Source organism: Lysinibacillus sp. GW247-5R2A (genome assembly GCF_059424475.1).
On sequence record NZ_JBWKZL010000001.1, the window covers coordinates 156,983 to 180,010 of the forward strand.

At 39.9% G+C, this 23,028-nt stretch carries 27 protein-coding genes; 4 read left to right on the forward strand and 23 right to left on the reverse strand.

From position 1 onward, the window contains the following. Nucleotides 1-99 precede the first annotated feature (99 nt). The 3 genes from panD to panB are packed head-to-tail and all read right to left on the reverse strand — an operon-like array spanning nucleotide 100 to nucleotide 2,176. A complete protein-coding gene (gene panD, locus AC07YC_RS00690) occupies nucleotides 100-483 on the reverse strand; it encodes an aspartate 1-decarboxylase (RefSeq protein ID WP_336634063.1) in 384 nt (127 codons plus the stop codon). Nucleotides 484-485: 2 nt separating this feature from the next. Then, complete coding sequence (gene panC, locus AC07YC_RS00695) at nucleotides 486-1,340, reverse strand: pantoate--beta-alanine ligase (protein ID WP_336634064.1); 855 nt, start codon at nucleotides 1,338-1,340, stop codon at nucleotides 486-488. After that, nucleotides 1,337-2,176: a 3-methyl-2-oxobutanoate hydroxymethyltransferase gene (panB, locus tag AC07YC_RS00700; protein ID WP_494918103.1), complete on the reverse strand. Its 840-nt coding sequence runs from the start codon at nucleotides 2,174-2,176 to the stop codon at nucleotides 1,337-1,339. The genes panC and panB overlap by 4 nt, the downstream gene beginning before the upstream one ends. A gap of 419 nt (nucleotides 2,177-2,595) precedes the next feature. On the opposite strand from panB, the gene AC07YC_RS00705 reads away from it, so the two are divergent. The 3 genes from AC07YC_RS00705 to AC07YC_RS00715 are packed head-to-tail and all read left to right on the forward strand — an operon-like array spanning nucleotide 2,596 to nucleotide 4,348. Next, nucleotides 2,596-2,916, forward strand: coding sequence for a PadR family transcriptional regulator (locus AC07YC_RS00705; RefSeq protein ID WP_008181900.1), 321 nt, complete (start codon nucleotides 2,596-2,598; stop codon nucleotides 2,914-2,916). Beyond that, a complete protein-coding gene (locus AC07YC_RS00710; RefSeq protein WP_494918105.1) occupies nucleotides 2,909-3,511 on the forward strand; it encodes a DUF1700 domain-containing protein in 603 nt (200 codons plus the stop codon). The genes AC07YC_RS00705 and AC07YC_RS00710 overlap by 8 nt, the downstream gene beginning before the upstream one ends. Continuing rightward, nucleotides 3,512-4,348 (forward strand): DUF4097 family beta strand repeat-containing protein, encoded by an 837-nt coding sequence (locus tag AC07YC_RS00715; protein WP_494918106.1) that lies wholly within the window; start codon nucleotides 3,512-3,514, stop codon nucleotides 4,346-4,348. It abuts the gene before it with no gap. 53 nt (nucleotides 4,349-4,401) lie between these two features. Here the strand turns inward: AC07YC_RS00715 and AC07YC_RS00720 are convergent, their stop codons facing one another. From AC07YC_RS00720 to AC07YC_RS00745, 6 genes are all read right to left on the reverse strand, one after another. Next, a complete protein-coding gene (locus AC07YC_RS00720; protein ID WP_494918372.1) occupies nucleotides 4,402-5,385 on the reverse strand; it encodes a biotin--[acetyl-CoA-carboxylase] ligase in 984 nt (327 codons plus the stop codon). 143 nt (nucleotides 5,386-5,528) lie between these two features. Then, the gene (locus tag AC07YC_RS00725; RefSeq protein WP_336634069.1) at nucleotides 5,529-6,707 is read right to left on the reverse strand and encodes a CCA tRNA nucleotidyltransferase; all 1,179 of its coding nucleotides are present in this window, start codon (nucleotides 6,705-6,707) and stop codon (nucleotides 5,529-5,531) included. Next, the gene (gene bshA / locus AC07YC_RS00730) at nucleotides 6,694-7,839 is read right to left on the reverse strand and encodes an N-acetyl-alpha-D-glucosaminyl L-malate synthase BshA (RefSeq protein ID WP_336634070.1); all 1,146 of its coding nucleotides are present in this window, start codon (nucleotides 7,837-7,839) and stop codon (nucleotides 6,694-6,696) included. Before bshA ends, AC07YC_RS00725 begins: the two co-directional genes overlap by 14 nt. A gap of 33 nt (nucleotides 7,840-7,872) precedes the next feature. Further along, entirely contained in the window at nucleotides 7,873-8,277 is a 405-nt protein-coding gene (gene mgsA, locus AC07YC_RS00735; protein ID WP_144786979.1) for a methylglyoxal synthase, read from the reverse strand. Between the two features lie 19 nt (nucleotides 8,278-8,296). Then, nucleotides 8,297-9,094, reverse strand: coding sequence for a 4-hydroxy-tetrahydrodipicolinate reductase (gene dapB / locus AC07YC_RS00740; protein WP_036124601.1), 798 nt, complete (start codon nucleotides 9,092-9,094; stop codon nucleotides 8,297-8,299). Continuing rightward, complete coding sequence (locus AC07YC_RS00745; RefSeq protein ID WP_008181563.1) at nucleotides 9,094-9,429, reverse strand: nucleotide pyrophosphohydrolase; 336 nt, start codon at nucleotides 9,427-9,429, stop codon at nucleotides 9,094-9,096. The genes dapB and AC07YC_RS00745 overlap by 1 nt, the downstream gene beginning before the upstream one ends. Before the next feature lie 115 nt (nucleotides 9,430-9,544). Between AC07YC_RS00745 and AC07YC_RS00750 the strand changes: the two genes are divergently transcribed. Then, nucleotides 9,545-10,414 (forward strand): YitT family protein, encoded by an 870-nt coding sequence (locus AC07YC_RS00750; protein WP_494918107.1) that lies wholly within the window; start codon nucleotides 9,545-9,547, stop codon nucleotides 10,412-10,414. Between the two features lie 56 nt (nucleotides 10,415-10,470). On the opposite strand, the gene AC07YC_RS00755 is transcribed toward AC07YC_RS00750, so the two are convergent. The 14 genes from AC07YC_RS00755 to aroC all read right to left on the reverse strand — a co-directional run bounded on the left by AC07YC_RS00755 (nucleotide 10,471) and on the right by aroC (nucleotide 22,939). After that, nucleotides 10,471-11,145 (reverse strand): zinc metallopeptidase, encoded by a 675-nt coding sequence (locus AC07YC_RS00755; protein ID WP_008181566.1) that lies wholly within the window; start codon nucleotides 11,143-11,145, stop codon nucleotides 10,471-10,473. 60 nt (nucleotides 11,146-11,205) lie between these two features. Further along, nucleotides 11,206-11,802: a lipoprotein heptaprenylglyceryl N-acetyltransferase LhaT gene (gene lhaT / locus AC07YC_RS00760; RefSeq protein ID WP_008181568.1), complete on the reverse strand. Its 597-nt coding sequence runs from the start codon at nucleotides 11,800-11,802 to the stop codon at nucleotides 11,206-11,208. A gap of 241 nt (nucleotides 11,803-12,043) precedes the next feature. Beyond that, nucleotides 12,044-12,811, reverse strand: coding sequence for a menaquinol-cytochrome c reductase cytochrome b/c subunit (locus AC07YC_RS00765; protein WP_336634071.1), 768 nt, complete (start codon nucleotides 12,809-12,811; stop codon nucleotides 12,044-12,046). 41 nt (nucleotides 12,812-12,852) lie between these two features. Then, nucleotides 12,853-13,527 (reverse strand): menaquinol-cytochrome c reductase cytochrome b subunit, encoded by a 675-nt coding sequence (gene qcrB / locus AC07YC_RS00770; protein WP_008181573.1) that lies wholly within the window; start codon nucleotides 13,525-13,527, stop codon nucleotides 12,853-12,855. A 19-nt stretch (nucleotides 13,528-13,546) separates the two neighbouring features. Beyond that, nucleotides 13,547-14,053, reverse strand: a complete 507-nt coding sequence (locus AC07YC_RS00775) for a QcrA and Rieske domain-containing protein (protein ID WP_025114703.1) — start codon at nucleotides 14,051-14,053, stop codon at nucleotides 13,547-13,549. A gap of 154 nt (nucleotides 14,054-14,207) precedes the next feature. After that, complete coding sequence (locus tag AC07YC_RS00780) at nucleotides 14,208-14,657, reverse strand: DUF2487 family protein (RefSeq protein WP_008181955.1); 450 nt, start codon at nucleotides 14,655-14,657, stop codon at nucleotides 14,208-14,210. A 146-nt stretch (nucleotides 14,658-14,803) separates the two neighbouring features. Then, nucleotides 14,804-15,361, reverse strand: coding sequence for a ReoY family proteolytic degradation factor (locus tag AC07YC_RS00785; protein ID WP_008181956.1), 558 nt, complete (start codon nucleotides 15,359-15,361; stop codon nucleotides 14,804-14,806). A gap of 14 nt (nucleotides 15,362-15,375) precedes the next feature. Next, nucleotides 15,376-16,644 (reverse strand): tetratricopeptide repeat protein, encoded by a 1,269-nt coding sequence (locus AC07YC_RS00790; RefSeq protein WP_089986588.1) that lies wholly within the window; start codon nucleotides 16,642-16,644, stop codon nucleotides 15,376-15,378. A 96-nt stretch (nucleotides 16,645-16,740) separates the two neighbouring features. Then, nucleotides 16,741-18,027, reverse strand: a complete 1,287-nt coding sequence (aroA, locus tag AC07YC_RS00795) for a 3-phosphoshikimate 1-carboxyvinyltransferase (protein ID WP_494918109.1) — start codon at nucleotides 18,025-18,027, stop codon at nucleotides 16,741-16,743. 57 nt (nucleotides 18,028-18,084) lie between these two features. Continuing rightward, complete coding sequence (locus tag AC07YC_RS00800) at nucleotides 18,085-19,182, reverse strand: prephenate dehydrogenase (protein ID WP_336634073.1); 1,098 nt, start codon at nucleotides 19,180-19,182, stop codon at nucleotides 18,085-18,087. Continuing rightward, on the reverse strand, nucleotides 19,179-20,279 hold the full coding sequence (gene hisC / locus AC07YC_RS00805) for a histidinol-phosphate transaminase (protein ID WP_494918110.1): 1,101 nt from the start codon (nucleotides 20,277-20,279) through the stop codon (nucleotides 19,179-19,181). Before hisC ends, AC07YC_RS00800 begins: the two co-directional genes overlap by 4 nt. 18 nt (nucleotides 20,280-20,297) lie before the next feature. Continuing rightward, nucleotides 20,298-20,666, reverse strand: a complete 369-nt coding sequence (gene aroH, locus AC07YC_RS00810) for a chorismate mutase (RefSeq protein WP_336634075.1) — start codon at nucleotides 20,664-20,666, stop codon at nucleotides 20,298-20,300. Continuing rightward, the gene (gene aroB, locus AC07YC_RS00815) at nucleotides 20,663-21,754 is read right to left on the reverse strand and encodes a 3-dehydroquinate synthase (protein WP_494918111.1); all 1,092 of its coding nucleotides are present in this window, start codon (nucleotides 21,752-21,754) and stop codon (nucleotides 20,663-20,665) included. Before aroB ends, aroH begins: the two co-directional genes overlap by 4 nt. Nucleotides 21,755-21,757: 3 nt before the next feature. Next, nucleotides 21,758-22,939: a chorismate synthase gene (gene aroC / locus AC07YC_RS00820; RefSeq protein ID WP_494918113.1), complete on the reverse strand. Its 1,182-nt coding sequence runs from the start codon at nucleotides 22,937-22,939 to the stop codon at nucleotides 21,758-21,760. Nucleotides 22,940-23,028 lie beyond the last annotated feature (89 nt).

The following is a 23,028-nucleotide window of genomic DNA, read 5'->3' on the forward strand; positions in this document are numbered from 1 at the left end:
TGGCTATTCGGCTACACTAATTGAGCCTTGCCATCCTCCTATTTGATATCTATTTTCCAGCAACTTTCCTCATTGTTGATTCTGGACAATTTTCTTAACTTACATCACTGTTGCTTCAGGCTCATAGGAAATCATTTCTTTAATCGTATTGCCTTCTCCCATAATGGCCACAGTCGGCTTATGATTCTTTGCCTCATCATTATCCACATACGCATAGGAAATAATGATGACAATATCGCCACGCTGTACAAGTCTTGCGGCTGCTCCATTTACACAGATTACACCTGAACCACGCTCACCTGCAATAATATACGTTTCAAAACGTGCGCCATTATTATTATTAACAACATGTACCTTTTCGTTTGGCAGCATACCGACGGCATCTAAAATATCCTCATCGATTGTTATGGAACCCACATAATTTAAATCCGCCTGAGTCACTGTTGCACGGTGGATTTTACTATTCATCATCATTCGTAACATATTTATAGTCCCTCTTTCACAGTAAAGATACTATTATCAATTAAGCGAGTCTGCCCAATATACACAGCAGCTGCCAATAATACTTGTTGTGTCGTTTCAGTCACTGGTATCAAATCTGGGTAGGCTAATAATTCAATATAGTCAATTCGGCCATGAGTTCGTGCCTGAATATGGGCTTTAGCCTTTGCTAATGCGTGCCCAACCTCTCCAGTCGCTAAAAAGCTATCCTGAGCCAATTGTAGTGCCTCATGTATGGCAGGAGCCTCTTCTCTTTCCGATTCGCTTAAATAAATGTTGCGCGAAGATTTCGCTAGCCCATCTTCCTCACGAACAATAGGTACAACACGCATTTCTAACGGAAAATTAAAATCACGTACCATTGTTGTAATAATGGCCACTTGCTGGGCATCTTTTTGACCGAAATAGGCTCTTGTTGGAAGCGTAAGGTGGAATAGTTTGGCTACAACCTGTAACACACCATCAAAGTGACCTGGACGACTCGCACCACAAAGAATCATGGCCTGTTCACCAGCATGGATACGAATTCCTCCATCCTGCGGATACATTTCTTCTACACTTGGAGCGAAAATAAGATCAACACTGACAGACTCTGCCAACGCAATATCTCTTGGCAAATCCCGTGGGTAACTTTCAAAATCCTCATTTGGCCCAAATTGTGTGGGGTTAACGAATATACTCATAACAACTAAATCATTTTCTGCACGTGCTGTTTGAGCCAATGTTAAATGGCCTTCATGTAAATAGCCCATAGTTGGAACAAGACCAATAGTTTTATGGGCTTGTTTTGCCGCCTGAATTTCAGCTGTTAATGCTTGTATCGTTGTGATGACTTTCATGATTTGACGCCCCCATATAGCTGATCTAGCGCATCCTCTTTCATTGTGAAGAAATGCTTTTGAGCTGGGAAAGCACCCGCTTTGACTGCTTCCACATAGCGAACCATTCCTTCACTTGCCTCTTTCCCCATATCCGCAAATTGTTGAACAAACTTTGGCACATGGTGTGAGCCATAGCTTAACATGTCATGATAAACTAACACTTGGCCATCTGCTTCGACACCCGCTCCAATACCTATAGTTGGTATTACAAGACTAGCAGACACCAATTCTGTTAGCTGATGTGGGATACATTCTAAAACGACCGCACATGCACCAGCCTTTTCACACTGCTTGGCATCCTCAATCAGCTGCGTTGCCTGTTCAGCCGTTTTCCCCTGCACCTTATAGCCACCAAGTACTCCCGCTGATTGTGGCAGCAAGCCTAAATGAGCAACCACTGGAATTCCTGCAGCTGTTAGCTTTCGAATGACCGGAATGACATCACCAGCCCCTTCCACTTTTAAAGCGTCAGCACCTGTTTCTTGCATCATATAAATGGCTGTTTTCAATGTTTCATTGACATCACCATGATAGGAACCAAATGGCATATCTACTACAACAAAAGTGTCCTTTGCCCCACGTCGCGATGCTTTCGCATGATGGATCATATCCTCTACCGTCACCGGCATTGTAGAATCATAGCCAAGGACAACCATTCCAAGTGAATCCCCTACTAGAATCATGTCTACATTGGCAGCCTCTGCAAATTTAGCGGCTGGATAATCATAGGCAGTCACCATCACAATTTTCTCGCCTGCCGCTTTCATCTTTAAAAAATCTGTTGTCGTTCTCATTTTGTAGTCCTCCTTTTTAAGGGAAGAAAACAGAAAAACCCCTCGGTTCCAAAATGGACAGAAGGGTTGTGTTTCGTTCGTTAGCAAAAAGCCCCTGCCTCACTCAGCAAGAGGTACTAGCTTCACTTAGAAAGGAAGCTACTTTTTGAACGCATTGTTTTCTTCCGTCCCTGTCATAAAGATCAAGGCAGATATTTGTTAGTATGAGATCTTACGTTTTGAAGGTGCCGTTCACAATGGATACTGCCCTTCAGCACATACTATAACAAGAAAACTTGTAATCTTCAAATATTATTTTCTAATAGTAAAAACATTTATTTATAAAATTTGACAATCAATGCTATACATCATATACTATCCACATACTATATGGCATATAATATAAAATGAAGTATAAGTAATGAATGTGAGGTGGAAAGATGACATTTCAGCTTGGCTCAGCTTTACTGGATGCTTGTGTATTGGCCATTGTTGACAAGGAGGATGCTTATGGCTATTCCTTAACGCAGCAAGTACAATCGGTCATGGATATTTCAGAGTCTACATTGTACCCCGTATTACGTCGCTTACAAAAAGCAGATTATTTAACTACCTACGATCAGCCCTATCAAGGTAGAAATAGACGCTATTATCAAATTACAGAGCATGGCCGTATACGCTTATTAGAGCTTTTAAAAGAATGGCGTGTCTATAAGGAAAAGGTTGATTGTGTACTTTTAGGAGGGAATATAGATGGATAGAGCTAGTTATTTGAAAAAGCTACGAGGGAAATTACGGCGCCTTCCTGCGCAAGAGCTAGACGCTGCTCTTGCCTATTATGAAGAATACTTTGATGAAGCAGGAGAGAGTAATGAGCAAAAGGTTATTTCAGAACTAGGCTCCCCTTCTCATGTTGCCTCACAAATATTGGCTGATTTTGCCTTAAAGGATTTAGAAAACACTTCGGAGAAATCGACTAAAAAGAATATGACAGCTTTATGGCTTATTATTCTTGCTATACTTTCTGCACCACTTTCTTTACCACTTCTTGCAACAGCTATCGCCCTTATATTATCATTTGGTGCTGTCATTATTAGTTTGATTTTTGCGATTGGAGCAGGTATTTTAAGTATATTTATTGGGGGAATTGCAGCCCTTATTTCAGGCCTCTTTATTTTAACAGAGCATTGGCCAACCGCCTTATTATTTATGGGTATTGGCTTAATCATTACAGGGTTGAGTGTCTTACTCTTTCCATTCGTTGCCCGTTTCATTAAGAAAACCGTCCTTCTCTCTGTAGAAACATTGGGCAGATTATTCCACAAAATAACGAAAACAAGGAAAGGGGGCTTGTAAATGGCTTCTAAAAATACCCTTATTGCCATGACCATAATTGCGTTAGGTATTTTACTAGCATTGGTCGGCTATTTTTCAGGCGGTCGATGGTTCATTATCAAAGATGAGGATGGCATTCACGTGCCAGGAAGCAATAAACTAGTTAGTGAATCGTATAACCTAGATCAGTTCACTAGTATCAATATAGCGAATGATTATGGGGATATTACTATTGTTGCCACTGAAGACCAATATAAACTAGAAACGAAAGTACTCGAACAACAAGACGTCTCATATCGTGTTGAAAATGGAACTTTACAGATAGAAACAAAGGCTAAGAAAAAAAATGGGTTTGAATTTGGCTTCTCTAGCTTTTCTTCTCCCTCTATCAAAATATATGTTCCAGCAAATACTAACCTCAAGACGATTGTAATCGATAGTGATTTTGGCGATACAACCCTTCGTGGTTTGCATTATCAACAGCTGAATCTGATGCAAAATTACGGAGATATTACCTTCAACAGCATAACTGGAGAGAACACAGAAATTACACAAGACTTTGGTGATTTAACTTTCAAGCAATTTTCTAGTAAGGGTGTAAACATTGAAAGCGAGCATGGTGATATTCATATTGCTGGAACTTTACATGGGACATCAACAATTACATCTAGCTTTGGAGATGCAACGCTTCACTTACAAAATAAACAAAGTGATCTTGGCTATGAAGTAAAGACAAGTTTTGGCGATACAACGGTTAATGGTACAGAAAAAAGTGGCACAATCACTCAGCCTTATAAAGGTGATGACCAGCTAAACGTTTCTTTATCGCATGGTGATGTCAATGTTTCACTCCAATAATAATAATTGAAGCCATCAAAAAAGCTGCAGGTACGCACCTTGCAGCTTCTTTTTTATAGTATTTTGATATCTCCTGCATAAATAGTTCGGACCAATCCATCATCTTGCGTAAGCTGTAGCACCCCATCATCTGTAATTCCACTAGCAATTCCTTCAAAGCGCTCTCGTATTGTCGTCACCTCAATACGTTGACCAATTGTACAAGACAGCTGTTCCCATAGGGTTTTAATACTGGCAAAGCCTTCTTCGATATATAGCTCTGTAAATTGCTCTAGATACTGTAAAATTAAGGCTACAAGTGCCGCACGATTAATTTCTTCTCCTGCTTCTAATCGTAGGGAAGTAGCAATATCTGCAATATCCGGTGAAAAATCAGCCGTCTCCTGGTTAGCATTTATTCCAATGCCCACTAGTAGTGCCTGTACAAGATCTGCCTCCGCCTGCATCTCCGTCAAAATGCCTGTACATTTTTTACCATTAATTAATAGATCATTTGGCCATTTAATAGCTGGCTCCATATCGCTATATAGTGTTTTAATGGCCATAGTGACAGCGACTGCTACGACAAGCGTAAAAGAGGATGCCTGTTGAGGTGTGACATCTGGTCGAACGATAACGGTCATCCAAATACCACTACCATGAACTGATTCCCATGGACGAGCCATCCGACCACGACCAGCTGTTTGCTCTTCACCAATAATGACTGTGCCATGTGGTGCGCCTTCCTGTGCCAGCTTATGGGCAATCGTTTGTGTTGAATCTACGACATCGAAATAATGAATTTCTCTTCCGAAATGCTCTGTTTTTAAAAAAAGTTCAATTTGTGTGGGACTTAAACTATTTGGTACACCTGTTAATACATAGCCTTTTTTCTTTATTGTTTCAAATGTGTAGCCCTCTTCTTGTAACGTCTGCATATGTTTCCAGACAGCCGTCCTTGAGACTCCAAGAGAATCCGCTAATTCTTGACCTGAAACCGCTTCTCCATTGGCAGCTAGTATTCTTTTTAAAATTTCATCTTTCATGGACATTGTCATGTTCACATCAATCCTTTTGTAAACTCTGCTTTTTATGTAACTAAATTTAATCATACTGTAAATCAACTGAAATGACCATCAGTGATATAAAAAACAAGCCGTCCCACACTTTCCTGAGACGGCTTGTTGTAAGGTATATATACTCATGTTTCATGGAAATAGTTGTGATCCAGCCAACTTTTTATTTGCTGCTGATCATTTGCAAGCTCATTATGAAGTATCGCTTCCAGTATGTCCTCTAATGCTTCTTTTACCCAAGGGCCTCCTTTTTTGCCAGACCATTTAAGTAAATCCGCCCCATTCACCGCAACTTCTTGCTTTTGTCGAATCGGCAGCTTGTCCTGCAGTATACGAATAGGCTCGCTTGGTACACAAACGTCCGCTTGGAGCAGTTTTGCAAAATATATTGCTGCTTCCAACTCCTGTTCTTTATAGGTAAAATAATGGGAGTTTGTCCAGCCACTTTTTAACGCTTCATATGCTGTCAAAACAGATTTAACAAACGCCATTTCTTTATTGGACAATCGATAATCCCGCAAAATCTCGCGCCAGTTTGCGCCTTGAAGTAGCGCAAAATAAGCCCAGCCTACATGCTTGTCCTCAGTCTGAAATTCATACCAGCGATCAGCCTGAAAACTCCCTTGTAAATAAGCTGCCAAGCCACTTTCCTCTAATTTTTGTAGGCCACTAAAAACAGTCGTTCCCAGCCATAGCTTATCTAGCTCTGCCTTGATTCGCTCTTTCGCAATAAAAGCGATATCGGCCGCTCTATGTTGTATCGCCATCAATGTATCTTCCGCTATTGTGAAATCAAGCTGCGCTGAAAAACGGATTGCTCGTAACATGCGCAAGGCGTCCTCAGTAAAGCGTTCTTGAGCATCTCCAACAGCTCGAATAATACGAAGATCAATATCTTGACGACCACCATAATAATCAACAAAAGAGCCATCACGTCGCATAGCGATGGCGTTCATTGTAAAATCACGGCGTTGTAAATCGTCTTGTAGAGAGCGAACGAATTGCACTTTATCTGGTCTTCGATGGTCTGTATATTCCCCATCTGTACGATAAGTAGTTACTTCAACTGGCCCAGCAGGTACGATAACAAGTACCGTCCCATGCTGAATTCCAATATCAACTGTCCGTTGAAAAACTGTTTTTACCTCTTCAGGCAAGGCATTTGTCGCCACATCGACATCATGTGCAGGACGATTCAGTAAAGCATCTCTAACAGCTCCACCAACAATAACCGCCTCAAAGCCCGCTTGTTCTAATTGTTCTATTACTGAATAGGCTGTTTGCCATTCTTTATTGTTTTGCATGATTTCTTTCCGCAACCTTCTCGTACAGATTTTCGTATTGTTCTACAATTTTGGACGAGTGAAATTTGTCACTGACTGCATGAATGGCCGCTTCTCTGAAACGCAGTAATTTTTCCTCATCTTGCAATAACTGAACAGCATATTCAGCGACGGCTTCCGTATCTCCTAATTCCACAATAAAGCCGTCCACGCCATGTTCAATGACTTCCGGGATACCTCCTACATTTGTTCCAATACAAGGCACCCCACAAGCCATTGCCTCTAGTAAAACCAATCCAAACGATTCCTGCTGAGAAAGTAACAGCTTTAGGTCACTAATGGCATATAGTTCAGCTAAATTTTCTTGCTTCCCTAAAAATAGAACATCCTTCATATATGGACTTTCCTTTACTTGGTCCATTACACGATGCTTTTCTGGCCCATCACCGACTAATAAGAGTTTTGCCTTCACATTAGTACGGATTTTCATAAAGGCATCAATGATATGCGGAAGATTCTTGATTTTACGGAAGTTAGAGACATGGATGAGGACTTTTTCATCTTCTGAAATACCAAATTGCTCTTTTAGGTTTCCTGAATTACGAGGGAAGTACTCACGTTCATCCACAAAGTTATAAATTGTTTCAATAGGCTTAACTGTATCAATTAATTCATACGTTTGTTCTTTTAATGCGTGTGACACGGTCGTCACAATATCAGATTTATCAATTCCATACTTAATGGCCTGTGAAAGCGTAGAATCCTGCCCAAGCACCGATATATCTGTGCCATGAAGTGTTGTAACGATGCCAATATCTCGCCCACTCATTTCACGTGCTAACACAGCACATACTGCATGTGGAATTGCGTAATGCACATGCAACACATCCAACTCTTCATCCTTGATGACGTCTGCCATTTTACTCGCTAATGCAATATCGTATGGTGAATATTGAAACACTGAATAATTATTAACTTCGACTTCATGGAAAAAGACGGTTGGATAAATTTTATTCAATCGAAATGGTACGCTTGAGGTAATGAAATGAATTTCATGTCCTCTTTCTGCAAGCATTTTGCCTAATTCTGTTGCTATTACACCAGAGCCTCCAACTGTTGGATAACAGGTAATGCCGATTTTTAGCTTTTTCATTCGATGATCATCCTTTCTAAATCACGTCTTTTATTAGTTACGTCTTTCTTGTATCAGTCTCCAATCCACAAAGCCTTCTTGTAGGCCTTTTAATAATATTTCTGCTGTCCCCATATTTGTCGCCAGTGGCACTTGGTAAACATCACAAAGACGGATAAGTGCAGAAACATCTGGCTCATGTGGTTGTGCTGTTAATGGATCACGGAAAAAAATAACCATATCCATATCATTGTTGGCAATCATTGCGCCAATTTGTTGGTCGCCACCAAGTGGGCCTGAACGAAAACGTATTACCTCTAAACCAGTAGCTTCAATGACACGCTGTCCTGTTGTACCGGTAGCATAAAGTGAATGTTCAAGCAAAATTTCTTTGTAAGCAATAGCAAACTGTACTAAATTATCTTTTTTACGATCATGTGCAATCAATGCGATTTTCATATAGCTTCCATCCCAATCTTTAGATGATGTTTTCTAAACCATAAACAAGCTGATCCATTTTCATAACCTCTTCTACGCAAAAGGCAATGCCTGACATAAAAGAATTCCGATTCAATGAATCATGGCGAATCGTTAAAAGCTGCCCATCTCCACCAAATAATACTTGCTGGTGTGCCACTAAACCAGGTAAGCGAACAGAGTGAATGCGCATGCCATCAAAATCTCCACCTCTTGCACCTTCAATGGTTTCTTTTTCTTCTGGATGCCCCTGAGTCTTTTGCGTACGTACCTCTTGAATTAATTGAGCCGTTTTCACTGCTGTTCCAGATGGTGCATCCAGTTTTTGATCATGATGCATTTCAATAATTTCTACATCTGGTAAGTATTTGGCCGCTTCTTTCGCAAATTTCATCATCAGGATAGCGCCAATCGCAAAGTTTGGTGCAATAATGCAGCCCAACTCTTTTTCTTTAGCAATGGTTGATAATTCTTCTAGTTGTGCATCAGTAAATCCTGTTGTACCAATTACTGGTCGTACATTTAAATTCAATGCTTCTTTAGTATGATTATATACAGCATGTGGGTTCGTTAAATCCACTAATACGTCTGGAGAAGTTGCTTCTACAAGATCATGCATTTCTGTAAATACAGGTACTGTATAGCTCGCTGGGAACATGTCTAAATCAGCTAATGTTCTTCCTACTTCCTTATAATCTAGTACAGCTACTAATTCCATTTTGTCATGTTTCATGACCGTATGTACAGCCTCAGCCCCCATTTTTCCTCTTGCTCCTGCAATAGCTACACGAATCGACATCATTCTTCATCCTTTCTCGTCCAACGATCCTTATCCCTTGTTTCAAATTTATGTATGACTCTTAATAGAGCTTCATCTAATTTAATGCCCTGAGCATTGGCAAAGCATACTAAAACAAAGAAAAAGTCACCAAGCTCTTCTTCAATACTGTTTATTTCCTCTGTATTCTTTTTCTTTTTTTGTCCATATACATCCTGAACCTCGCGAGATAGCTCTCCTAATTCCTCTGTTAAACGAGCTAGCAGTTCGAATGGTGGGAAATATCCTTCTTTAAATTGTCCTATATAATTATCAACACGCTGTTGTAATGCTTGCATAGTTAGTTGATCGGTCATTAAAATCACACTCCTATTTACCATCCTATATAATTTACACCGTTGTTGTCAAAACCAATAAAATGTCAGATAATAGATATCACTACATCATTTGTTTGGAACTACAGGAGGTCAAATGTTAAAACAGATTAAAATACGTAATATTATCGCAATAATGCTCGGAGCAGCCATTTTTAGCTTTGGCTTTGTTCACTTCAACATTCAAAATCAGCTAGGTGAAGGTGGACTAAGTGGAATTACACTCATACTATACTTTACATTAGGATGGGACCCCGCCTTAATGAACCTATTATTAAATATTCCCATGTTTATAATTGGTTATCGATTACTCGGAAAGAAATCTTTTGTCTATACGCTTGTTGGCACTTTATCTGTTTCTCTTTTTCTAAAGATTTTCCAGAAATATCAGTTTACCATTCATTTAGAAGATGATATGTTACTCGTTGCTCTGTTCGCGGGTATATTCGTCGGTCTTGGCCTAGGAATTGTCTTCCGCTTTGGTGGCACTACTGGCGGCGTCGATATTTTGGCACGACTTGGGCATAAATATTTTGGCTGGAGTATGGGTAAAACGATGTTTGTCTTCGACGCCATTGTCATCATCCTTTCATGGCTTACATTCTTAGATGCTCGTTCCATGATGTACACATTAGTCGCTGTATTTGTAGGGGCTCGTGTTATTGACTTTGTACAGGAAGGTGCCTATGCAGCGCGTGGTGCTCTCATTATATCCGAGAAGTCAGGTGTTATTGCGGAAACAATTGCCCTACGAATGGAACGCGGGATCACTATATTAGAAGGTCATGGACACTTTACTAAACAGCCGAAGGAAGTTATTTATTGTGTGATCGGTCGCAACGAAGTTGTACGCCTAAAATCCATTGTTCATGAAGTGGATCCGCACGCTTTCGTTTCTATTATAGAAGTACGCGATGTAGCAGGAGAAGGCTTCACTCTTGATGAACAAAAACAACCGCTTCATTAAGGGTTTGAAGATAAAAAACTTGTTATAGTGGTGTACCACCATAACAAGTTTTTTTCTTAGTCATCGCTACGCATATTCGTAAAAATTAAAATTAAACGTAATAACTCTAGTACAGCTACTGCTGCCGCTGCTACATATGTTAATGCTGCAGCACTCAATACTTTTCGTGCTGGTCGTTCTTCTTCATTTGTAATAATGCCAAGCGAATTCATTTGAACTAATGCTCGCTTTGAAGCATCAAACTCCACTGGAAGTGTCACTAATTGGAAAACAACACCTGCTGCTAATAATATGATACCTAAAAGCAAGAAATTCGTACTACTCGCAAAAATACCAATCATTACGAAAATCCAAGACGCATTCGAAGAAATATTTGCCACGGGCACTAGCTTACTACGTAATGTAAGCATAGAATAAGCTTCTTTATGTTGGATGGCGTGACCTACCTCATGGGCAGCTACCGCAGCACCTGCAACACTCGCTTCATAAAAGTTACTTTCTGATAAAGCAACTGTTTTGGTTGCCGGATTGTAATGATCAGACAACACACCCTGTGTTGGCACAACTCGTACATCATATAAGCCGTTCGCATCTAAAATCGCACGCGCTACCTCTGCACCTGTTTGGCCTTTCATTGTACGTTGTTTCGCAAATTTATTATACGTGCCTTTTACTTTCATTTGTGCATAAAGTGGCAGCAGCATAATAATAATAAAATAAACAATATACATGCTTGTTGACAATATTCTAACCCCTTTCTACCTCGATACTATAATTCTATAATTTATACCCTAATTCGGCAAATATTTGCGCCACCTAATTGAGAAAATCGCAAGGAGAATACATGCAATTGATAACCAAAATGTAAAGTAGCCAATATAGCTTGTGTACTTGACTAAATCCCCATACATAGGCATCTGGCCAAACACATAGTCAATGACATCATTATGGAGCGTCCAGACAGCTGCTATCACTACATGCCAATAAGTGAATACATATTTCTTCATATATAATATAGCTTGAACGGCCATTGCAAAATGTGAGCCAACTAGCATCCAACCTTGCCAACCGATCGATCCCGTTTCAACTAATGTCCAAATATTCATGACATCAGCCCACAAACCATATTTCACTAATGTTACAAGCGCTAATACTTCCATTAGCGGCCATCTTTTCCCCATAATCCAAGCCATTAACACAAAGCAAAAGAATAAGCTGGCTGTCGGGCTATCAGGAACAAAAATATAAAAAATAGGCTTAGTCATGGCAAGCTGCCATCCATACCAATAATAGCCATAAATTGTGCCTAATAGATTAATAATAAGCAGCGCTATTAAGAATGACTTATGGTTTAGAAGATACCAAAGATTTGCACGTGTTATTTGCATAAATTCAACTCCTTGCGCTTTACTAATAATTCTTTGTTATGTATAGGGATGATTCTTATTTTCAGGTGAAATTATTTCCACAACTTCAATATGTGCTATTGGATTGAATTCATTCACTTTTATCTTTTTTCGACATTTTTCGCTAAATTGCTTAGGACAAGGGAACCTTTTCGCCTAGCTTTCAGTCCCAATATTATAACAAGGTCGAAAAAAAAGAGCCAGTTTCCTGACTCTTTTACTATTACTCAGCTTTTAAACTTTCGATAAATTCAGCAAGTTTCTGAAGATCTTCATCTGAACCTGTCCATAATCCTGGTGGCATGTTACCACGACCATTATGAGCAATGTCCTTAATTTCATCAGCTGTTAATCCAGTGTTCATTAGAGTTGGTGCACCTGCTCCACCTTCTAAGCCTTCACCGTGACATGTAATACATGCTGAACCAGCGTATAGTTTATAACCTTCTGATTCTTTATCGAATTCAACTGTTTCTACGATTGCACCCATAGCTTTTTGAGCTTCCCAGTCGTGGTTAACAACTGACTCCCAAGTTAGGTAGAACATAGCAGCTAGAGTTAATAACATAAACGCTGTCGGTAATGGACGTTTAGATGGACGACGTTCTGGACCCTTGTCTAAAAATGGCATTAATAATAGCGCTCCAAATGCAAGACCTGGAATTACAATCGCTCCAATTACATTGTATGGACCAGAAGCAAATGAGTATTTTAAAAGTTGATACATGAATAAGAAGTACCAGTCCGGTAGCGGTGTATATGCTCTAGTTGGATCTGCCGGCCCTTCAAGTGGTGACGGGTGAGCGACAGTTAATAATAAGTATCCAATTAAAAATACAGCACCTACCATCCATTCCTTCAGTAAGAAGTTCGGCCAGAAAGCTTCCGTCTTACCTGGATATTCGGAATAATCCTTTGGAACATTCGGCATTCTGTGATTCGCTTTAATACGAGAATCGCCGACAAATTTCATTCCTTTTCCGCGATGCATAGTGTCCCCTCCTTTTAAAGATCATCGAACCGTCAAGACAATTACAACGGCCCTGAAATTCCTTGACGACGAATCATGATAAAGTGTGCTGCAAGTAACCCAAACAATACTGCAGGCAAGAAGAATACATGAATCGCAAAGAATCGAGTTAACGTTTGAGCACCAAGAATTGTAGTGTCACCCGCTAATAATACTTTAATCATCGAACCGATAAACGGTACAGATGCTGCAATTTCGATACCTACTTTAGTAGCGAATAATGCTTTCATATCCCATGGTAATAGGTATCCTGTAAAGCCAAGACCCATCATTACACCAAAAATACCTACACCAACCATCCAGTTTAACTCACGAGGTTTCTTATAAGAACCTGTGAAGAATACACGAAGTGTATGTAAGAACATCATTACGATAACTAATGAAGCTCCCCAGTGGTGCATACCGCGCACGATTTCACCAAACGCTACTTCGTTTTGTAAATAATAAACTGATTTCCATGCATTCACAACGTCTGGTACATAATACATTGTTAGGAACATACCAGAAAGAATTTGAATTACTGTGATGAAGAATGTTAATCCACCGAAGCAGTAAACGAATGCTGAAAAATGATGTGCAGGGTTAACGTGCTCTGGCACTTCGTGGTCGGCAATATCACGCCAAATAGGTGTAATATCTAGGCGTTCATCGACCCAATCATAAATTTTATTTAGCACTGTTGTCGTACCCCCTTACTTATTTAACTAGAGTATTTGCTTTAGCTGGACCAATCATTAAATAGCCATCTTGTTCTTGTACTTCAAATTCATCCAACGGACCTAGAGGCGGTGTACCTGCAATGTTTTTCCCGTTTTTCTCATAACGTCCTGCGTGACATGGACAGAAGAATTGACCTGGGTGTGCAGAATCTCCATTCCAGTCAACCATACATCCTAAATGCTTACAAACAGGTGAAAGGGCAATGATTTGATCGCCACTTTTATAAACCCAAGCTACATCTGTAACCTGTGATTTGTACCATGCATCCACTTGTTCATATGAAAAGTCAACTTTTACAGGCTCCTCAGTCAAGTCAGCGATTTTATGCTCTGTTTTTACAAAATCTCCACCCTCATGCTTTTGTAGCACAGGATCAATTGCAAAGCGAAGCATTGGCATTAGCATACCTGCCGCCATAAATCCACCTACACCAGTAAGAGTATAACTTAGAAATTGACGACGTGAAACTCGATTATTACTCATTATTTTCCCCCCTCTAACTTAAAGGTCAGTCCAACGGACATACTTTTACAAATAGTAATACTAGGACATATATATGATATATCAAGTCCATAGCTTGGTCAATATAGCATTCTGTGGAAAGCTGGAGAATGTGAACATTTATTGAAACTAATTGTTAAATCTGTGCCCATTTGGTCGAAAGCATCGGAACCACTTGTCGTAATTGATCTTCGAGAATGGATTTTTTCACACCTGCATCCATACTTTCTAACGGAATTGCTGGTAACCAAATAATATTTACTATATCTCCAATATTTGTCCAAGAGTGGTCACAAGTAATGAAGAACACATGCTTAAAGCCAGCATTATGTAATTGTGTTTCAAATTGCTTCGGTAATTCTTCGTTTTTTAAAGAAGCCATATAAGAAAAAGGTGGCATGACTAGTAAACGGCCTTTAAACTGTTGTTCTATGAAAGAAGTTAAAGACATTAGAAAATCTACCTCAGCACCACTTTGTTTCATTTTCTCAGGAGCCAAATCGATGGATATGAGCGGAACTATCGCAGTATCGATGAAATCCTTCTGTCCCAAAAACGATGTCACATCGTTTGCATTAAAGTACATTCAACAAACCTCCTTTGTCGCATAATAAAAAATGCCCTTTTCCACTCTTCAAATAGGATACCCAATTAAAAGTGAAAACAATCATTCATTCACTAGTAATGTTACCATATTGAAGTGGGTAAAGGACATTCAATTTTTACCTATAACTAAGGTAAATTAGCCGTTTCCTTTAATGCTTGTAACAAATTAGACAATTCATAAAAACGTTCTTCGTCTCCCTGATCGAGGGCTTCATCAATTTGTGCAAGTAATTTTTCTTCTTGGAATACGAGTAAGCTATTGGAAAGCAGTTCTTCTGCCAGTAAACGGTCTTTTTCACTAACTAACAGTGTCTCTGGCATATAAGGGTTTTCTTCTAGAACTGCTAAGTATTGTGCACTTGGTGGTATATTTGGAAAATTCAACTGTATATACATATCTTCTTGCTCGTGTAAGCGTAAATCATGGAAAGACTTTTCGGCGTCTGCTGTCATTACATTGCCTTTATAGAAACGAAAAGGAACACCTGTTGAATCAACTGTTGACATCACCATTGCTCTCGGGCAATAGTGAGCTTCTTCCACAAATCGGATTCGTTTTAATAAGTCATCATTGCTAAGTAAGTAATTTAAAATCCAAACACACTCACGACGTTTCAATTGATAATTTTTTAAAAACCATCGAACAAATGCTTTTTTATCAACAACTGATACAGAAGCAGTCATACCCACTCCCTCCTTTACTCAAATTCTAAGGCTTCTAACTTCTCTTGCCATTCTGGTTCACCTGGTTGAATGTTCATTAATTGTTCAAGAACCACTTTCGCCTCTGAACGTTTTCCTTCCTCTAATAAAAAGTACACATATTTTTCTAAAAATGTTGCGTCTTCCTTAAAATCATTATATGCCAAACGGTAAAATTCGTATGCACGGTCGTACAATTCTAAATTTTCATATGCCTCCGCCGCAAATGGGTATAACGTGCTCCATTCAAAATCATTTTGCTGTAGAGTCTCAAATAATTCGATAACATCTTCATTCCGTTCTTGTTGACCTAACACAGAAATAAGTGCTAATACGGCTTCCATATATTCAGGATCTAACGCTATTGCTTCTCGTAAATATTGCTCTGCATCTACTGGCAAACTATTTTTCAATGCCATTTTCCCAGCAAATAAATAGAGTGTTTTATCATATTCATCGCGTTTTAATCCCTCTTGGATTGCCGCATAGGCTTTTTGATTTTCCTCTGTCATCGCATAGCTTTCTGCTAGCAATAAGTAAGCTGAGAAGTAATCAGGATCTAACTCTTTCAATTCCTCTAATTGTTTAATAGCCATCTCGTATTTTTGGGATTGGAAGGCTGAATACGCAGCACCAAATAAAATATCCGGTTTTACCTCATCGTCAAGGGCCTTTAAATAGTAATCCAATGCCGTTTCGTAGGCAGCCCCGGCGCGATAAACCTCCGCCAAACGCTCCACAAGATGAATACCAGCAAATTCAGCTTGTTGTTCATATAATTCTTCATACAATCTTGCAGCTTCTAAAAAACGACCTGTTTCAAATAACAGCTCGGCTTTGGCAAAATGCAGTAATGGCTCGTCTGGTAAAATTGCTAGTGCTTCATTTATACGTATTTCAGCTACTTCAAATAACCCCTGCATCTGATAATAATCAGCTAAAACTAATAATGCTTGAGGATATTCTGGTGAGGCTTCTTCAATTTCAAGCAATAAATTTAATGCTTCATCTTCATCACCAAGCTCCATTAAAACATTTGCACGATCTATTTTTAACTGTGCCTCTTCTGGGAATAAAAATTGTAAATGCTCCAGAACGCGGTCAGCTTCTTTCATGTACCCATATTGCATAAAAATTTCTGCAAGTGCGTAAATTTCCTCGGGTAGCTCCTTCACTAAAAATGTTTCAAGTAGCTGATCTATTAATGCTAAGTCTCCCTGTTCAAGTGCTTGCATCATTTCAGTCATCGCATTGTTCACAGTCATTCACCTATTCTTTCTTTGATACCTTTATGCTACAAAACATTTACCACCGAAACAAGAAAAAACTCCCCAAAAACTTGGAGAGTCAATCTTCAATTGCTACCTTACTGCCTCAATATGTTCAAAGAAGGAAGGATACGATACAGCAATACACTGTGCATCATCTAAAGTAACTGAGCCTTCGGTAATTAAAGCAGCCACAGCACCCATCATGCCAATTCGATGATCGCCATATGTTTTGAGGCTTGCACCCTTCAATGGTGTTGGCCCTTCAATAATCATACCATCATTTGTTGCTTCGATGTTAGCACCCAGTTTTTTTAATTCAGTTACAACTGCTGTAATGCGATCTGTTTCCTTTACTTTTAACTCTTCGGCATCTTTAATAATCGTTTGACCGTGTGCCTGTGTAGCAAGTAAAGCAAGGATTGGTATTTCATCAATTAAACGAGGAATCAACTCTCCCTCGATTGTTGTACCAGATAAAGTAGATGTTTGAATTTCAATGGTCGCTGTCGGTTCAGCTTGACGATCATCATTTGGGATCACTGTCATCGTTGCGCCCATTTTTGAAAGAACCTCGATAATTCCATCACGCGTTGGATTAACACCAACATTTTCAAGTGTTAATTGACTAGTATTGCAAATTGCCCCTGCCACTAAGAAAAAGGCTGCTGATGAGATGTCCCCTGGTACAGAAACATGGGTCCCACTTAATGTTTGTCCACCCTCTAATGAAACGACTCCATCCTTCACTTCGACATCCGCACCAAATTGACGCAGCATTCGTTCACTATGATCTCTTGACACTTCTGTTTCTCTAACAATCGTTGTACCCTCAGCACGCAAGCCTGCGAGTAATATAGCAGATTTAACTTGAGCACTTGCTACTGGCATTTTGTAATCAATGGCCTGTAGTTTTGTACCTTGAATGGCTAATGGAGTATACTGACCGTCTGCACGTCCCGTAATATGGGCTCCCATTTGACGCAGTGGATCAATGACGCGTCGCATTGGTCGCTTGCCAATTGATGCATCCCCTGTCATGACTGAATGAACTGTAGAGCCTGCTAAAATTCCAAGCATTAAACGCGTAGTTGTACCAGAGTTACCTGTATACAACACCTCTGTAGGCTCCTGCCAGCTATTCATCCCTGGACTTTCTATCGTTACATTCGTTCCTTCCACCTCAATATGCACACCAAGCTTCTGGAAGCAATCAATGGTACTTAAACAATCTTCCCCAAGTAAAAAGCCTTCTACTGTTGTTGTCCCAGTAGCAATGGAACCAAACATCACAGAACGGTGAGAGACCGATTTATCGCCTGGAACAGTTAGTGATCCCTGTAAAGATGGCTTATTGTATTGTAAAACTTTTTCACTCATTATTTTTTCCCTCCAATATGAAGACAGAAAGCGCCGTAAAGCCGACGCTTTCTTTTTCTATGAAATATACGTTTCAAAATTGGCACGTTTCTGAATACATGCTGCGGCACGTTCACGGTCATTTTCGCTTTGGAAACTAATGACCAAAATACCGAAAACATCCTCTCTTGACTCGACAATTCTTAAATTTGTAATACTTATTGCCTCATCAGCCAGCAAACCTGTTACCTCCGAAATGACACCTGGATAGTCTGGAACATCTACGTATAAGTCAAACGCTGTATACATAGCTCCTGCGCTAATTGGTAATTCATCCCTCAGTTCTTTGGCAATAGAAAAATAGTCTTCAATATCCCGAGAAGTTCCGTTCGTCAGTAATTCCTTAATTCGGCCCATTTCTTTTTCCCAGCCTTCTAGCTGAGTCAGTAGCTCATCACGATTTTGTAAAGTGATATCGCGCCATAAAACCGGGTTGGAAGAAGCTATACGCGTGACATCACGGAAACCACCCGCGGCAAGGGAGCGAGTCATAGGGTATTCCCCATTCTCCCCTCCTAATTGATGCACAAGTGAGGCTGCAATGACATGTGGGAAATGACTCACCACAGCTGTCATATGGTCATGCTCATTTGCAGAAACACTCACCACTTTTGCATGTGTGAATTTTAAGATGCTTTCCAACTGTGCCATATGAACAATTTCTTCACCAGCAAGCGGTGTAAGCATATAGTATGCATTTTCAAAAAGATGCGCCTTTGCGGCTAATACGCCACTTTTATGTGAACCCGCCATTGGATGTCCACCAATAAACGTAATGCCAAGTTCACGTAGTTCACCAGCTTTTTGCATAATTAATTTTTTTGTACTTCCTGTATCTGTTACGATGACTTTATTTTTTAATGGCCATGATTTTAATTGCTCCATCCATTCAAGCGTTGCATTAACTGGTGTACCGAAAATAATGATGTCGACATCACCTGCAATTGCCTGTGGATCCGTCACAGTGTCATGTACAATATTTAATGCTTGTGCATGCTCACGCGTTTGAGCATCCATGTCATAGCCAATAATCTTTGTGTCTGGTGCCTTCTGTAAGGCAAGGGCGATGGAACCACCGATCAATCCTAGCCCAATAACGAGCACATTGCGTGTCATGCAAATACTCCTTGCTCTTTTAATACATTGTCAAGTTGAACTAGCAATGCTGCATTTTGGGCTTCAGTACCGATTGTAACACGGATAAATCCTGGTAATCCTAAAGCATTACCACTGCGCACAATAAAGCCCTTTTTCATAAGCTCTTGGAAAATGACATCACTATCAGCCTTTGTATCAAAGAAAATAAAGTTCGTATCAGATGGGAAGTATTTTAAATGATGCTTTTCACAGAATTCAACATATTGCTTTTTACCAGTTTCATTTGCTTCACGACATGCTTCTATATATTCCTGATCGCTTAGTGCAATAGCTGCTACAGCTTGGCTTAAGCTCGTATTATTAAACGGACCTCTGACCGGATCAAGCTTTTCAATGACAGTTGGCTGCCCAATCGCATAGCCAACTCGGAACGATGCCAAACCATATGCTTTAGAGAATGTACGTAATAAAAGAACATTTGGATATTGATCGATGATTGGTAGCGTATCCTTATGTTCAGGATGTGTCACGTATTCAATGTACGCTTCATCTAATACCACAAGTACATCATTTGGTACCTTGGCAAGGAAGGCACGTAAAGCCGTATCTGGAATTACAACACCAGTAGGATTATTCGGACTACATACCCATACGACAGCTGTTCGATCATCAATTGCAGCTGCCATTGCATCTAGATCATGTGCACCGTCTACACAAGCAATTTTACGTATTTCAGCACCTTCTATTTCAGCATTATGCCAGTATTGGGAGAATGATAGGTCAGCCATGATGGTATTTACCCCTGGATACAACAATGCACGAGTAATAATAGCAATGATATCGTCAGAGCCGTTACCAAACAGAAGCTGTGTCTCTTGAACGCCTAGATGATTTGCAACAGCTGTGCGTAAATTTTGTGCATAGCCATCTGGATAAAGGGCATGATTCACTGCATTATTTTGTAAATATGCTGTCACCTTAGGTGAGCATCCAAATGGATTTTCATTTGATGCCAATTTAATCACTTCTTTTAAGCCATATTCACGTTGCACTTCTTCAATTGGTTTTCCTGGTTTATACGCTTGCATACCGTCCAATTGTTGTTTCCACTTCATCTAAAACATCTCCTCTACTTATTTAGCTTGTGCTAAATCTGGTCTTAATTTCACTGCATCATTGAGATACAAGTGCTTCACGTCTTTTTGTGCTACCTCTACATTTGCATGAATTAATACTCGAATACATAATGGTAGAGCATTCGGCACATCCATTTCATGTGTACACATCACTGGAACATATTGCCATCCTTCCATCAAGCGTACTGCACGAGCAGGAAATGCTGAGGTAATATCCGGCGTAGTAGAAATTAAAATAGAAGCAATATCATCTATTTCTACTTTATTTGCTGCCACAACCTCACGCACCAATCTTGCTGTCTCATCCCATACAAGCTCCGGCTTGTCAGATTCAATTGTAATTGCCCCTCTAAGTCCACGAATCATACAAGCACCTCCGCTAATAACTGTCTATATTCGGCATCTACTTCTTGGCATTCTTCTAAATCAATTGCCCGCACAAACGGTTTACCAATTTTTTCTAATAAAACAAATTGTAAAATGCCATATTCCGCTTTTTTATCTTTCATTAAATAGCTTGTTAATTGTTCAAATGTATAGTTTTTAACAGCCTCAAAAGGATAGCCGTTTTTAACTGCAAATTGTAAAAACCCTTTAGTAAACGAACGATTAAGCTCCCCATAACGTTCACTCAATAATAAGCAATACACAAGGCCAATCATGACTGCCTCACCATGAGCTACTTTGCCGTAGCCTGCAGCCGCTTCGATCGCATGTCCATATGTATGGCCCAGGTTTAAAAACTTTCGAACAGATTGCTCTGTTTCATCCTCGGCTACAATTTTTGCCTTAACCTCAATCCCTTTTTTTAACTGACTTACTAATTCCTGCTGATTAAAATGTATAACAGAATCTGCTGCCATTAATTCCTCTAACCATGCTGGATCAGAAATCATCGCATGTTTGATTAACTCAGCTGTTCCTGAACGGATCTCGCGTACAGGTAGGGTTTCAGAGAAAACTGTATCGTAAATAACGCCTTCTGGCTGATAAAATGCACCAATCATATTCTTTCCTAATGGATGATTAATAGCGGTCTTCCCACCTACTGCTGAATCATGCGCCAAAATAGTCGTTGGAATTTGAATAAATGGAACTCCACGCATATAGGTTGCTGCAACAAACCCCGTTAAATCTCCAACAGCCCCGCCACCAAAAGCAAAAATAAATGATTTCCGCGAGCATTTTTGCTCTAGTAAAAAAGTTTGAGCTGCATTATATTGCTCGAAGGTTTTGCATGCTTCACCACCAGGCAAAATAAACACTTCAAAATCATATGGGAAATTTGCCTGGAAATAGTCTCCCTGTGCCTCCCATACATGAGCATCTGTAAAGACAAACAGTTTATCTGCTTTTTTTAGCTGATCCGCAAATGTTTGAATAGCTTTAGTTAGAAATCGATGGCCAAGTACAACCTCATAATGATGTGATTTTGTTGCAACTGGAACACGCATAAATTAGAACCCCTTCGTATATTGACGATGTTCATCAATTTGAGCTTTTAGTTGTGGTAATTGATCACTATGGAATTGCTCCAAAATAACATTCGCTATTTCCCAGGCAATAACATGCTCAGCTACTACTGATGCTGCTGGTACCGCACAGCTGTCAGAACGTTCAACGCTTGCTTTAAATGGCTCTTTTGTTTCGATATCCACACTTTGTAATGGTTTATATAATGTAGGGATTGGCTTCATTACACCGCGTACAACAATAGGCATACCAGTAGACATACCACCCTCTAAGCCACCAAGTCGATTAGTCGCACGTGTATAGCCTTCTTCTTCAGTCCAAATAATTTCATCATGAACTTCTGAGCCTTTACGACGTGCCATCTCGAAACCAAGTCCAAACTCAACACCTTTAAATGCATTGATAGATAGCATTGCCGCTGCCAGCTTAGCATCGAGCTTACGATCATAGTGTACATAAGACCCGATACCTGCTGGCATACCTTCCACAATGACTTCAACAACACCGCCGATAGAATCGCCAGCTTTTTTGGCTTCGTCAATCGCTTCTACCATTTTGGCAGAAGCGACAGGATCTACACAATAGCAAGGATCCGTTTCTACGATGGCACGAATTTCATCGACTGTTTTCCCTTCCACTAAAGATGTATCAGCCTTAATTCCAACAATCTCCGTAACATGTGCAACAATGGAAATACCTAATTCATTTAATAAAGCCTTCGCCACGGAGCCGACCGCTACACGTACAGTTGTTTCACGAGCTGAAGAACGCTCTAATACATTTCGCAAATCACGGTGTCCGTATTTCATGCCACCAACTAAATCCGCATGGCCTGGACGAGGTCGTGAAATTTGACGTTTGATATCCTCAGGATTCACATCTTCTGCTAATGGCTCAGCACCCATAATTTTTGTCCAATGCTTCCAATCATCATTGGTTACAACTAGTGCGACAGGTGATCCAAGTGTTTGTCCATGACGAACCCCTGAGACAATCTCTACTGTATCTGTTTCGATTTGCATGCGTCGACCACGTCCATGACCTCCTTGACGTCGTTTTAAATCGTGATTAATTTTTTCTGCTGTAATGGGTAAGAGTGACGGTAAACCTTCAATAATAGTTGTTAGTTGGGGGCCGTGTGACTCACCCGCTGTTAAGTAACGCATAAACGCTTTCTCCCTTCAACTCGCTAAAGTATGTATTTTTCACTATAACATATATTCTTTAAAAAAACAGTCCTTTTGCAAATGTCTTT